Source organism: Leucobacter sp. UCD-THU (assembly GCF_000349545.1).
Lineage (GTDB): Bacteria > Actinomycetota > Actinomycetes > Actinomycetales > Microbacteriaceae > Leucobacter > Leucobacter muris.
The window spans coordinates 204,063-217,453 of record NZ_KB714604.1 but is presented as its reverse complement, the minus strand read 5'-3'; the positions used below and the strand labels follow the sequence as shown (position 1 = coordinate 217,453).

The 13,391-nt window shown below is 66.5% G+C and carries 11 protein-coding genes, 1 tRNA gene and 2 pseudogenes; 10 read left to right on the top strand and 4 right to left on the bottom strand.

Annotation, left to right across the window (positions count from 1 at the left end):
• Positions 1-155: 155 nt before the first annotated feature.
• The 4 genes and pseudogenes from H490_RS32900 to H490_RS32740 form a co-directional block, all read left to right on the top strand.
• Positions 156-548, top strand: coding sequence for a hypothetical protein (locus H490_RS32900; RefSeq protein WP_306408813.1), 393 nt, complete (start codon positions 156-158; stop codon positions 546-548).
• Between the two features lie 9 nt (positions 549-557).
• Positions 558-1,736: pseudogene (locus H490_RS31790) on the top strand (M23 family metallopeptidase); the annotation flags it as partial.
• A gap of 130 nt (positions 1,737-1,866) precedes the next feature.
• Positions 1,867-3,089, top strand: a protein-coding gene (locus H490_RS28440; RefSeq protein WP_152424308.1) for an IS3 family transposase whose coding sequence is annotated in 2 segments (ribosomal slippage) — positions 1,867-2,152 and positions 2,152-3,089 — 1,224 coding nt in all. Because the reading frame shifts where the segments join, the coding sequence is not laid out codon by codon here.
• Positions 3,090-3,128: 39 nt separating this feature from the next.
• Positions 3,129-4,409 (top strand): annotated as a pseudogene (locus tag H490_RS32740) (recombinase family protein); the annotation flags it as partial.
• Between the two features lie 30 nt (positions 4,410-4,439).
• Here the strand turns inward: H490_RS32740 and H490_RS32735 are convergent.
• Both H490_RS32735 and H490_RS28425 read right to left on the bottom strand, forming a co-directional pair.
• Entirely contained in the window at positions 4,440-4,679 is a 240-nt protein-coding gene (locus tag H490_RS32735; RefSeq protein ID WP_031290207.1) for a hypothetical protein, read from the bottom strand.
• 307 nt (positions 4,680-4,986) lie between these two features.
• A tRNA-His gene (locus H490_RS28425) sits at positions 4,987-5,059 on the bottom strand.
• Between the two features lie 350 nt (positions 5,060-5,409).
• On the opposite strand from H490_RS28425, the gene H490_RS28420 reads away from it, so the two are divergent.
• The 3 genes from H490_RS28420 to H490_RS28410 are packed head-to-tail and all read left to right on the top strand — an operon-like array spanning position 5,410 to position 6,661.
• Positions 5,410-5,757, top strand: coding sequence for a metallopeptidase family protein (locus H490_RS28420; RefSeq protein ID WP_017884915.1), 348 nt, complete (start codon positions 5,410-5,412; stop codon positions 5,755-5,757).
• Positions 5,758-5,771: 14 nt separating this feature from the next.
• Positions 5,772-6,065: an ATP-dependent Clp protease adapter ClpS gene (gene clpS, locus H490_RS28415; protein ID WP_031290206.1), complete on the top strand. Its 294-nt coding sequence runs from the start codon at positions 5,772-5,774 to the stop codon at positions 6,063-6,065.
• Positions 6,062-6,661: a DUF2017 family protein gene (locus tag H490_RS28410; protein WP_017884913.1), complete on the top strand. Its 600-nt coding sequence runs from the start codon at positions 6,062-6,064 to the stop codon at positions 6,659-6,661. The genes clpS and H490_RS28410 overlap by 4 nt, the downstream gene beginning before the upstream one ends.
• Positions 6,662-6,698: 37 nt before the next feature.
• Here H490_RS28410 and dinB read toward each other — a convergent pair whose 3' ends face one another.
• Together dinB and H490_RS28400 are read right to left on the bottom strand one after the other, a co-directional pair.
• Positions 6,699-7,949, bottom strand: a complete 1,251-nt coding sequence (gene dinB / locus H490_RS28405) for a DNA polymerase IV (protein WP_017884912.1) — start codon at positions 7,947-7,949, stop codon at positions 6,699-6,701.
• Between the two features lie 13 nt (positions 7,950-7,962).
• Positions 7,963-8,940, bottom strand: coding sequence for a sugar-binding transcriptional regulator (locus H490_RS28400; protein WP_017884911.1), 978 nt, complete (start codon positions 8,938-8,940; stop codon positions 7,963-7,965).
• Positions 8,941-9,048: 108 nt separating this feature from the next.
• Here H490_RS28400 and H490_RS28395 point away from each other — a divergent pair, with 108 nt between their 5' ends.
• From H490_RS28395 to glpK, 3 genes are all read left to right on the top strand, one after another.
• Positions 9,049-10,770: a glycerol-3-phosphate dehydrogenase/oxidase gene (locus tag H490_RS28395; protein ID WP_017884910.1), complete on the top strand. Its 1,722-nt coding sequence runs from the start codon at positions 9,049-9,051 to the stop codon at positions 10,768-10,770.
• A 123-nt stretch (positions 10,771-10,893) separates the two neighbouring features.
• A complete protein-coding gene (locus H490_RS28390; protein ID WP_017884909.1) occupies positions 10,894-11,640 on the top strand; it encodes an MIP/aquaporin family protein in 747 nt (248 codons plus the stop codon).
• Between the two features lie 138 nt (positions 11,641-11,778).
• Complete coding sequence (gene glpK / locus H490_RS28385) at positions 11,779-13,293, top strand: glycerol kinase GlpK (protein ID WP_017884908.1); 1,515 nt, start codon at positions 11,779-11,781, stop codon at positions 13,291-13,293.
• Positions 13,294-13,391 lie beyond the last annotated feature (98 nt).

Here is a 13,391-nt window from a genome sequence, read left to right as displayed (position 1 = left end):
AGCCCCCAGCTTCGTCTCCGGTGGCCCCCGCTACGCCTTCTCAACCGGGTACCTCGCGGCCAGACGCACCTCGAATCGCTCCCACAAGTGATCCCGAGCTGTTCGCTCGTCGTGTTTCAGCTGCATTGTTCACTTGGGACACAGGGGCCGGGCTGGTGCCGCTCGACTACACATCGGCGATCCTCGACGTTGGCGACCCATCCGGCTACGAGCAAGCGGGGCTCGCCGCAGACATTGCAAGCTACTTGCCCACGCGTGACGCATGGGTGAAGCTGCGCGAGTACGCGACAACTCAGTCGATCGAGATCGACACCGTCGTTGTGCCCGACGCCTGGGCAGATGCGGCCGCGCAAGCGAGACCTGGGCAGCTCCCGCCCGGTGCGATCGCGTACACGGTCGAGGGCATTCGTCACCGCGACGGTGTCTGGAACGACACCGCTGAAACGCTCTCGGTGCCGGTCGCATTCACGCTGTTCATGGCCTGCCCTCTCGACGGCGATCCCTGCTACCTGCTGCGACTGTCGCAGCTTGATAACCCCCTTCGGTAGGAGCATTCAATGTTGAAGAAGCTCGTCATCGGAGCCCTTGCCTTAGCCTTTGTGGCGCCGACGCTCGGACTTGTGGGCATCGGGCTCATCATGAATCCCGCCACAACGTCGATTTGCACTGTTGATGGTCTCTCTGTACGTAATGTGCCCGACTCGCTAACTGTGACGACTGCGAGTGGGCACACGTTCGAATTGAACAAGCAGCAACTCACACACGCGGCCACGATCATCACTGTCGGTTCCGAGATCGATGGCGTCACCCGTGACGCCTTGAAGATCTCACTCATGGCGGCACTCACCGAGTCGACGCTGCGGATGCTCGCAAACACCGGCACCTATCCAGAATCAGGCGACTACCCGAACGACGGTAACGGCTCGGATCACGACTCGCTCGGTCTGTTCCAAATGCGCCCCCAATCTGGATGGGGCACGGTAGCTGAACTGATGAACCCGAAGTACCAAGCAGCAGCATTCGTTGGAGGGCCGACTGGACCGAACCACCCATCGCCGAGGGGCCTGCTCGATATCCCCGGATGGCAATCAATGGGACTCGGTGAAGTCGCCCAAGCCGTGGAAGTCTCAGCGTTCCCAGACCGATACGACAACTATGAGCCTGTCGCCGAGAAGATCCTCGTCACCCTCACCACCGGAAGTGCCACGGCCAGCGCTTCAGCAGCAAATTCTGCTGTGCGTATGGTGTCTGCCACGAAGCCGACGGTGCCTTCGAAAGTGGTGTTTCCGCTGCCCGAAGGCACCTGGGCAGTCACAGATGGCTTCGGACCCCGAATCGATCCAATCTCTGGAGAACAGAGCACCCACTACGGACTCGATCTCGGTGCTGCAGACGGCACCCCGATCCTGGCTGCTGCCGACGGAGTCGTCACCGTTGCCGAGTTCTCGGGTAACTATGGTGGGGTGATCATCATCGAGCATCAGCTCGGTGGTGAGACCGTCGCGACCGCGTACGCACACATGTGGCAACATGGCATCCACGTGATCGCAGGCGAACGCGTCATCGCAGGTCAACATATTGGCGATGTCGGCTCATCGGGCTATTCGACCGGAGCGCACTTACACTTCGAAGTGAGGCCGGGCGGCACGAACGGTGCTGCGATTGACCCTGCAGCGTGGCTCAACGTTCACAACGCTGCAGACCTCCCCGAAGCGACTACTGGGCCTTCTGGCTGCACGAGCTGGGGTGCATGATGGACGTCTTTCCTGACTTTGGCGGCCTGGGAGGTATCGGCGACCTCAAGATCGTCATTGGTGTGAATTGGCCTGGTTTGAGTTCCGATCTTTATACAAGGATGGAACTACGATGCCAAGCAAATATGACCCTGAACTTCGCCAGCGCGCACTTCGGATGCTCGCCGAAGCCCGCCCCGAGCACGAGTCGCTGACCGCGGCCTGCCGACACGTCGGTGGGCTCCTCGGAGTGAGCCCGGAGACGCTGCGCGTGTGGCAGCGCCGCTACGACATCGATACCGGCGCGAAGCCTGGCACCTCGATCGATATGGCCCAGGAGAACCGGCGGTTACGCCGCGAGGTGAGCGAGCTCCGTAAGGCCAACGAGGTACTCAAAGCCGCGAGCGTGTTCTTCGCGAAGGAACTCGACCGGCCACGAACGAAATGATCAGATTCATCGACGAGTACCGTGATCGTTTCGGGGTCGAGTTCCTCTGTCGTACGCTGCGTGCGGCAGTTCGTGGGTTCCTCACCTCCCGCGGATACCGGGCCGCGAAAGCCCGGTCGGCCTCAGCCAGGCAGCTGCGCGACGAGTTGCTCCTCCCCGAGATCCGGCGGCTCCACGCGAAGCACTATGGCGTGTACGGGCGCCGGAAGATGCATGCCCTGCTGAAGCGTGAGGGGTGGAAGATCGGCCGCGACCAGACCGAGCGTCTGATGCGGCTCGCCGGCGTGCGCGGGGTACGGACATCAAAGCGCGTGTTCACCACACGCCCCAACAAAACGGCGGCACTGCCTGCCGATCTCGTCAACCGGAGATTCGCCGCTGACGGGCCGCGCAAGCTCTGGGTGTGCGACGTGACCTACGTCGCCACCTGGTCTGGGTTCGCCTATGTCGCGTTCGTGACTGACGTGTACTCGCGCAGAATCGTGGGCTGGAATGTCGCTGCGACGCTGAAATCTGAGGTTCTGCCGATGCAGGCACTCGATATGGCTGCGTGGCAATCGGGCGGCAGGCTCGATGGGCTGATCCATCACGCCGATCACGGGTCGAATTACACCGCCATGGTCTATACGGATCGCATTGCGGAACTCGGAGCAGTGCCCTCGACCGGGACGGTCGGCGACAGTTTTGACAATGCCATGGCGGAGGCGGTCAACAACCTCTACAAGACCGAACTGATCCGACAGCAGGGCCCCTGGCGGACGGTTGAGCAGGTCGAACTCGCGACCCTCGAATACGTGTGGTGGTGGAACCATGAGCGCCTTCACGGGGAGCTCGATATGCGTACCCCGATCGAGGTCGAGCAGGCCTACTATGCTGAGGCCGAGGAACTTCTGTCACCGACAGGTTGACAGGAAAACCGGTCGGAACTCAAACCAGGCCAATTCAGAATGAAGTTATCCGCCGCGGTGGTGGATGTTGTGGTTCTTAAACCCTCGCGCTTCGGCGCTTGGCAAAAATACGTGGCTTTTCAGCCTAGTCCTACAGCCTTTCGGCTCTTCTCACGATCAACATTCACAGTTGAATCTCCCGCGGTGGGCGCTCAGAACCACAAATTGCGGAGAATCGTCATGAAGAGCCCAACCCCGAACCGAACCGCGGTCGATGACTTGGCGCGACCCTCAGTGCCGTCTGGTGGCGCAATTGCGGTCACCTATCTGCGTGTGTCGACGAAGGAACAGGCAGAGAAGGGCGGCACGGACGAGGGATATTCCATCCCGGCCCAGCGCGAAGCGAACCGTCGCAAAGCTGAACAGATCGGTGCAACGGTCATCGAAGAGTTCGTTGATGCTGGCGAGTCTGCACGCAAGGCAGACCGGCCCGAGCTGATGCGAATGATCAAGTATGTGGCCGAACACCAGGTCAACTACTGTATCGTGCACAAAGTGGATCGGCTTGCACGTAACCGGGCTGACGATGTCGCCATCCATCTCGCACTGCGTGACGCGGGGGTCATGCTCGTCTCCGCCAGCGAGAACATTGACGAGACCCCGTCGGGCATGCTGCTGCACGGCATCATGTCATCGATCGCCGAGTTCTACTCGCGAAACCTCGCTACCGAAACGGTGAAGGGGCTCACACAGAAAGCCGCGCAGGGCGGCACCACGAATCGAGCACCGATCGGCTATGTGAATGTGGGTGTGCGCGACGAGCGCGGCCGCGAGAACCGCACCGTACAAGTCGACGAAGAGCGTGCACCGCACATCACTTGGGCATTTCAGGTCTACGCATCTGGTCGATGGACGTTGTCTCAGATCCATCGCGAACTGACTGCCCGTGGGCTCACCACCCTGCCGACCCCTAAGCGTCCCTCGAAGCCTATAGCGATCTCAACCCTGCACCGGTTGCTGTCGAACCCGTATTACAAGGGCGATGTGAGGTTCAAAGGCGCAACCTACAAGGGCAGCCACGAAGCGATCGTGCCGAAAGAGGTCTGGTATCAAGTGCAAGCGGTGCTCGACGCACACAAGTCTGCTGCTGACGCGACCCAGGTGCATGACCACTACCTCAAGGGAACCGTCTACTGCGGTCAGTGCGGCGAACGGCTGATCATCACGAACGCGAAGAACCGGCACGGCAACGTCTACCCGTACTTCGTGTGCTCGGGCAGACACTCTCGCAAGAACGAGTGCACAAGGCAAGCCATGCTCACCGAAGACGTCGAGCGGCTCATCGAGAAGTACTACGAGATGATCGAAGTGTCACCTGGCCTGCGGCAAGATCTCGCCGGGAAGATCCACGCCGACTTCGACCTGCTCATGGCGAACGAGACGAAAGAACTCTCGCGACTCACAAGCGAGCGGGACCGGCTCGACGACGAACGGATGAAGCTGTTGCAAGCCCACTACGCGGGCGCGGTTCCGATCGACCTGTTGAAGCAGGAGCAGGATCGCATCGCGAACCAGATCGGAGACATTCAGCACCGAATCGAAGCGCACCACGACGAGTACGCATCAGCCCGGGCAAACCTCGATGACTCGCTCGGGCTGCTTGCCAACATCGTCAGCGTGTACGAGCGTGCTGATGACGCAAACCGGCGACTGTGCAATCAGGCGTTCTTCCACAGGATCTTTATCGAGGAAGACGGGGATGTCCGCGTCGAGTACGAGCGACCCTTCGGTTCACTCTGCGATACCGAGGAGCAGATGAACGCCCTGAACTGGGCCGCTGAAGCGAAAAAGAAGGGAGAGGCTCAAACCGGACAAAGAGTGGTTACTCTTGTCGAGGGTTTGAACCTCTCCCATTTCGGGTGGCTAACGGGACTTGAACCCGCGACCACCGGCACCACAAGCCGGTGCTCTACCAACTGAGCTATAGCCACCATACTGACCGCGCTCACCGGGGCGAACGAGGCAACCCCACGATCATAGCCCATAGCGCCCCCTCTTCGCCAAACCGACGCACCGATCGACGCTCGGGCACCCCGAACCCCGCACAGCGGGTGCTCGAACGTCGATCGGTGCGGCACGGCGCGGTAGGGAGCGGTGCGGATCGGTGCGGAGCGGTGCGGTGCGGGAGGCGGTGCGGAGCGGCACGGAGGCGGCGCCGGGTTCCGCCCACGAGGCTCCGGGATCCGCGACGCGGGACACCGGGATCCCCACATCGGGCGCCGAGACCCGCCGCGCACGAATCTCCCACGCGCGGGTCAGCGCTTCTGTGTAGGGTGAAAACATGCTCGAGATGTCGCATGAGGAGTTCGAATCGATGGTCGCCGACGGCCTCGATTCGCTGCACGACGACATGCTCGAGCAGCTCGACAACGTGATCTTCCTGGTCGAGGATCGGCCGATCGACGGCAGCGACATCCTCGGCGTGTACGAGGGGTTCTCGCTCGCCGAGCGAGGCGTGTACGGCTACGGCGAGGAACCCGACCGCATCATCCTGTTCCGTGAGAACCTGCTGCAGCACTGCGGCGACCGAGACGAACTCGTGCAGGAGATCCGCGTCACCCTCGTGCACGAGATCGCGCACTTCTACGGCATCACCGAGCAGCGCATCCACGAACTCGGGTGGGGTTGACCCCGGTGGTCACAATGGGCGCGACGAGCACCGGAGCCGAGCGGCGGGAGGCCCAGCAGGTCGCCGCCGAGCCTGTGTGGCAGACGGTGGTGTGGGACGACCCGGTGAACCTGATGTCGTACGTGGCGTACGTCTTCCAGACGCACTTCGGCTTCGATCGGGATCATGCCGAGGAGTTGATGCTGCGAGTGCACCATCGAGGCAGCGCCGTCGTCGCCGAGGGCGGCCGCGAGGCGATGGAGATGCACGTGGAGGCGATGCACGGGTACGGGCTGTGGGCCACGGTGAGACAGGCGGGCGACGCATGAGACTGCTGCCGCTGCAGGAGGGCGGGCTGCGGCTGCTGCTGGAGCACGACGAGGCCGCGATGCTGGATCAGCTGGTGACGCAGCTGATCCACCTGCTGCAGAGCCACAGCAGCACCGCGCTCGACCCGGATCCGCTGTTCGCGAGCCTCGAGGTGGGCGGGTCCGACGAGGCTCCCGACGATCCGGCTCTCGCGCGGCTCTTCCCCGACGCGTACGAGGGCGACGACGACGCCGGCGCGTTCCGCCGGGTCACCGAGCAAGGCCTGCTCAACCGCAAGCTGCAGGACGCGATGCAGCTGACCTCGGCGCTCGGCCTCGGCGGCATGCCCCACGAGGAGCGCACGGTGGAGGTCGACATCCCCGCCGCAGAGCTTCCGGCCTGGGCGCGCACGCTGACCGCGCTGCGGCTCGCGATCGCCGCGCGCATCGGCCTCGACACCGCGGGCGATCACGCCTCGCTGCTCGACGAGGACGAGACGCGGGGCACCGTCATGGTGTTCGACTGGCTCGCCGCGATCCTCGAGTCGGTGCTGGCGATCATGGCGGCCGATCCCGGCGACGCCGAGCACGACGACACCGACGACGACCCGTTCTGACGACTCGAGTCGATGCGCACCGGCGCGTCCCCGCCCCCTAGTCGGGCGCCTGCAGCGAACGCGGGTCGACGACCTCGCCCCGCTCCTCGAGCAGGCTCGCGGGCCGCACGCCGGCGGCGCCGAAACGGCCCCGCACCTCGTCGACGGCCTGGTCCACCGCACGCCAGTCGTCGTCCTCGCTCCACAGCGCCGCGATGTCGCTGCCCGCGGCGAGCAGCTGCTCAGCCCGCACCCCGATGAGCCGCACGGGGCGGCCCGCCGCCCCGAGGCCCTCGAAGAGTTCGACGGCGGTGCGGTAGATGCGCTGCGACGAGTTCGTGGCCTCGGGCAGCGTGCGGGAGCGGGTGACGGTGTCGAAGTTCTCCCACCGCACCTTGATGGAGACGGTGCGGGCCTCGGCTCCGGCGGCGCGCAGCCGCTCGCCCGTCCGCGTCGCGAGCCTCAGCAGCTCGCGACGCAGGGTGCCGGTGTCGCGCACGTCGGTGGCGAACGTCTCCTCGTGCCCGATGCTCTTCTCCGCACGGGAGGTCTCGATGCGTCTCGCGTCGCGGCCGTTCGCGAGTTCGTGCAGGCGACGGGCGTTCGCCGCGCCGACGACCCGTTCGAGGGAGTGCAGCGGCTCGCGGGCGAGGTCGCCGACCGTGTGGATGGCGCGGGCCTGCAGGGCTCTCGACGTGGCGCGCCCCACGCCCCACATCGCCTCGATCGGCAGCGGGTGCAGGAACTCGAGGGTGCGCGCGGGCGGGATCTCGAGCACGCCGTCGGGTTTGGCGCGCTGCGATGCGAGCTTCGCCACGAACTTGGTGCCGGCGAGACCGACGGAGGCCGGAAGGCCGGTGCGTTCCCGCACCCGCTGACGCAGCTGACGGGCGATCTCGGCCGGCTCGCCGAACAGGCGCACGGACCCTGCGACGTCGAGAAAGGCCTCGTCGATGCTGAGGGGTTCGACGAGCGGCGTGAACTCCTCGAAGACCGCCATGACCTGCCGGGAGGCGCGGCGGTACTTCTCGAATGTCGGGGCGACGAGGATCAGCTGGGGGCAGAGCTGCTTGGCCCGGGCGACGGGCATCGCGGATCGCACGCCGAACCGCCGGGCCTCGTAGCTCGCGCTCGACACCACGGATCGGGCGGTGTCGTGCGCCGCGGCGACGGGGAGTCCACGCAGTTCGGGCCGGTCGAGCAGTTCGACCGACACGAAGAACGAGTCCATGTCGACGTGCAGGATCGACGCGGTGCTCCGAGCGCCGCCGGGCCGCCCCGAGCCCGTGTCGCCCGCTCCCCCGCTCATGCCCGTCATCCTCTCACGAGCCCGCGCTGTCGGCGGCGAGCACCTGCCGGGCGAGCCGTTCGTCGACGACGAGGTCGGTGATGATGCCCGCGGCGAGGGCGCCGCGCAGACTGTCGCGCTTCGCCGCCCCCGATACGACGCAGAGCCGCTGCGGGATGCGCCGCACCACGTCGAAGCGGGGCCCGCTGGAGCGCTCATTCATCGCGATCCCGTCGGTGCCGCCGTCGGCCCGGTAGAAGACCGTCGCGCAATCGCCCACGACGCTCTGATCGACGAGTGAGCGCAGATCGTCGTTGCCGAGGTATCCGCCGGAGTAGATGTGCGATCTGGGGTCGCCGATGCGGGAGCCGAGGCCGAACACGAAGAGGTTGACCGCGGCCTGCAGGTCGATCACGCGGCTCACGGCGCGCTCGCGCCAGAGCGCGGTGCGGGTGGTCGGGTCGTCGAAGATGGCGGGCACCGGGAACTCGTAGACCTCTGCCGAGAAGGCGCCCGCGAAGCCGCCGAGCAGCCCCGTCGCGTAGGAGACCCCCGTGGTGCGGCCGTTCGCCGCGCCGTTCATCTGCACGACGCGGGTCTCGGCGGTGGGCTTGCGGGGCAGGCTGCGCGCGACCGCGCTGGTGGTGGATCCCCACGCCACTCCGATGGTGGTGCGCGGCGCGACCGCGGCCGCGATGAGCTGCGCAGCGGCCTGGGCCGTGCGCTCCAGGCGCTCGTTCTCCGACTGCCGCTCCGACCCCGGCACGACGTGCGCCGTGATCCCGAACCGCTCCGAGAAGCGCTGCTCGATGCGGGAGCGAGCCTCCTGCGGGGAATGGATGCGGATCTCGACGAGGCCCGTCGCGCGGGCGTGCGTGAGCAGGCGGGAGACGGAGGATCGCGAGACGCTCAGGTCTTCGGCGATCGCCTCCATCGTGAGGTTCTGCTGGTAGTAGAGCTGCGCCGCTCGCAGCGCGTCGCGCGTTTTCGCAGGACTCTGCCGTTCGGCCATGTCGTCACGCCTCCGATCCGTCACCATTCTGCACATATGTGCAAGTACTTTGCAATTCAGTTCAGAAGTGGAGCATTCTGGCCGAAACAGTCTCGAAAGGTTCTGGAAATGAACGAGCGCTCAGCTTCAACCCGCCCCTCGGTCGAGCAGCTTCGGGCCCGCCCCCACGCCGACGTGCTCATCATCGGCGGCGGCATCAACGGCATCGCCACCTTCCGCGATCTCGCTCTGCAGGGCATCGACGTCGCCCTCGTCGAACGGGGCGACTTCGTTTCGGGCGCTTCGTCGGCTTCGAGCCACATGGTGCACGGCGGCATCCGCTACCTCGAGAACGGCGAGTTCCGCCTTGTGAAGGAGTCGGTCGCCGAGCGCAACCGGCTCGTGCGCAACGCCCCCCACTACGTGCGCCCCCTCAAGACCACGATCCCGATCTACTCCACCTTCTCGGGCATCCTCTCGGCGCCCTTCCGCCTCCTCGTCACGCACGGACGCGGCAAGCCGAACGAGCGCGGCGCGGCGCTCATCAAGATCGGCCTGATGATCTACGACACCTTCTCGCGCGGGGGCGGCCGGGTGCCCCGCCACCGCTTCCTCGGCAAGACCCAGTCGCTCAAGGAGCTACCGCAGCTCAACCCCGACCTCAAGTACACCGCCACCTACTACGACGCCTCGATGCACGACCCCGAGCGCCTCGCGCTCGACGTGCTGAACGACGGCCTGCTCGCGGGCGGCGACCGCGCCCGCGCGGCGAACTACCTGCCGGCCGTCGGCAGCGCCGAGAACGGCGTGCGGCTGCGCGACGAGACCACCGGCGAGGAGTTCGACTTCTCGGCCCGCCTCATCCTCAACACGAGCGGCCCCTGGACCGACATCACCAACGAGACCCTCGGCGACACCACCCGCTACATGGGCGGCACGAAGGGCTCCCACATCGTGCTCGACCACCCCGAACTGCTCGCCGCCACCGGCGGCCGCGAGATCTTCTTCGAGCACTCCGACGGGCGCATCGTGCTCATCTACCCGCTCAAGAACCGCGTGCTCGTCGGCACCACCGACATCGACGCGGATCCCGCGAAGCCGGTCGTCTGCACCGAGGAGGAGGTCGACTACTTCTTCGACCTCGTGCACCACGTCTTCCCGAAGATCGCGGTCGACCGCTCCCACATCGTCTACTCCTTCTCGGGCATCCGTCCGCTGCCCCGCCACGACGACACCGCCCCCGGCTTCGTCTCGCGCGACTACCGCATCGTCGCCACCGAGCACCGCTCCACGCCCGTGCTCAGCCTCGTCGGCGGCAAATGGACCACGTTCCGCGCCCTCGCCGAGCACCTCACCAACGAGGCGATGGCGCAGCTCGGCAAGCAGCGCCGCGTGAGCACCGAGAAGCTCGCCGTCGGCGGCGGCGACGGCTATCCCGTCGACGCGGCCTCCCGCCTGCGCTGGCTCGCCGCGCACTCGGACGGACGCGATCGCGGCCGCGTCGCCGTGCTGCTCGACCGCTACGGCACCCGCGCCACCGAGGTGCTCGCCGCAACGCCCGAGCAAGATCCCGAACTGCCCGAGCTGCCCGGCTACACCGCCGCGGAGCTCGAGCATCTCGCCACCACCGAGCAGGTCGTGCACCTCGACGATCTGCTGCTGCGCCGAACCTCGATCGCCTTCGTCGGCGGGCTCACCGAGGAGCGCGTGCGCGCCGCGGCCGAGGCGATCGCTCCCGCTCTGGGCTGGAATGAGGGTACGATCGCGGCAGAGGTGGATCGCACGATCGAACTGCTGCGTGAAGCACATCGCATCGATGCTTCGAAGGGAGGCTCATTCATCGCCGGGTGAGCGATCCGCTCCCCCATCGGGCCGGAAGCCCCGGCTCTCGCAATTCACTTCTTTCTCTCACAACCTCCGCGACGCCGCAGTGGCGACGGGAGATGCACATCTGAAAGGTCAATGGAGACAACTATGGACGTTAATCTCGGACTGTACTTCCTCTCCGAAATGGTCGGCACGGGCCTGCTCGTGCTGCTCGGCTGCGGCGTCGTCGCGAACGTCGCCCTCGCGAAGACGAAGGGCAACGCCGGCGGGTTCCTGATGGTGAACTGGGGCTGGGGCCTCGCGGTCTTCGCCGGTGTGCTGGCCTCGGCCTACTCCGGCGCGATCCTGAACCCCGCCGTCGGCATCGGCCTGCTCATCGCCGGCACCATCGACGCACCGATGTTCTTCGTGGCGTTCGCCGCCGAGATGGTCGGCGCGATCATCGGCGCGATCCTCTGCTGGGCCGCCTACAAGCAGCACTTCGACGACGAGCCCGAGGCGGCGAACAAGCTCGGGGTGTTCTCGACCGGCCCCGCGATCCGCTCATACGGCGCCAACTTCGTCACCGAGGTCATCGCGACCTTCGTGCTGGTGTTCATCATCCTCGCGTTCGCCGACTACGGCGATGTCAACGTCGGCGTGCCCGGCGGCCTCGGCCCGCTGACCGCCCTTCCCGTCGCCCTGCTCGTCGTCGGCATCGGCGCCTCCCTCGGTGGTCCCACCGGATACGCCATCAACCCCGCCCGTGATCTCGGCCCCCGCATCGCGCACGCGATCCTGCCGATCAAGGGCAAGGGCAGCAGCGACTGGGGCTACGCCTGGGTGCCGGTCGCGGGCCCGCTCGTCGGCGGCGCGATCGCGGCCTTCGCAGCGCCCGCCCTGCTCTCGCTGTAAGCACCACCCGGGCCGGGGCGGCTGCCCCGGCCCGCACAGCACCGATCTCAACGGAGGGGCCGGCCGCGGAGGCCCGCGGCCGGCCCCTCCTCACACCACGGCGACGCATCGCCGCATCGCCGCTTCGAAAGGAACTCCATGTCCAAGTACGTCATCGCCATCGATCAGGGCACGACCTCGAGCCGCGCCATCATCTTCGATCGGTCGGGATCCATCATCTCGGTCGGGCAGAAGGAGCACGAGCAGATCATGCCGCAGGCCGGCTGGGTCGAGCACGACGCGACCGAGATCTGGCAGAACGTGCAGGAGGTGATCGGCATCGCCCTCGGACGCGCCGACCTCACCCGGCACGACATCGCCGCGATCGGCATCACCAACCAGCGCGAGACGGCGGTCGTCTGGAACAAGAAGACCGGCAAGCCCGTCTACAACGCCATCGTGTGGCAGGACACGCGCACGCAGGACATCGTGGACCGTCTCGCGGCCGACGGCGGCACCGACCGCTTCAAGGAGATCGTCGGGCTGCCGCTCGCCACCTACTTCTCCGGCACCAAGATCGTCTGGATCCTCGAGAACGTCGAGGGCGCGCGCGAGGCGGCCGAGGCCGGCGACCTGCTCTTCGGCACGACCGACTGCTGGGTGCTGTGGAACCTGACTGGCGGCGTCGACGGCGGCGTGCACACCACCGACGTCACCAACGCCTCGCGCACCCTGTTCATGGATCTCGAGACCCTCGAGTGGCGCGGCGACATCCTCGAGGTGTTCGGCGTGCCGCGCTCGATGCTGCCCGAGATCAAGTCGTCGTCCGAGGTCTACGGCCACGCCGAGGACTCGTCGCTGCTGCGCGAAACCCCCATCGCGGGCATCCTCGGCGACCAGCAGGCCGCCACCTTCGGCCAGGCCGCCTTCCAGGCGGGCGAGTCGAAGAACACCTACGGCACCGGCTGCTTCCTCATCTTCAACACCGGCGAGGAGATCGTCCGCTCGAAGAACGGGCTGCTCACCACCGTCGGCTACAAGCTGGGCGACGGCCCCACCCACTACGCGCTCGAGGGTTCCATCGCGGTGACGGGCTCGCTCATCCAGTGGCTGCGAGACCAGCTCGGCATCATCGAGTCGGCGCCGCAGGTCGAGGAGCTGGCGGCGAGCGTGCCCGACAACGGCGGCGTCTACATCGTGCCCGCCTTCTCGGGCCTGTTCGCCCCCTACTGGCGCCCCGACGCCCGCGGCGCCATCGTCGGGCTCACCCGCTACGCGAACAAGGGCCACATCGCCCGCGCCGCGCTCGAGGCCGTCGCCTTCCAGACCCGCGACGTGCTCGACGCGGTGAACGCCGACGCGGGCGTCGACCTCACCGAGCTCAAGGTCGACGGCGGCATGGTCGCGAACAACGCGCTCATGCAGTTCCAGGCCGACGTGCTCGGCGTGCCCGTGGTGCGCCCGGTCGTCGCCGAGACCACCGCGCTCGGCGCCGCCTACGCGGCCGGCCTCGCAGTGGGCTTCTGGAACGGCCTCGACGACCTGTCGGCCAACTGGCAGGAGGATCGCCGCTGGGAGCCCGAGATGGAGGACGCCGACCGCGACCGCCAGCTGCGCAACTGGCGCAAGGCCGTCACCAAGTCGATGGACTGGGTCGACGACGACGTCAAGTAAGCGTCGCAGGCACGACTCACCTCGGTGCCCCGGGGCGGCGGGAGAGATCCCGCCGCCCCGGTTTCGTCTGCGCGGGAGGTGCGGCCGCGGGGCGGATG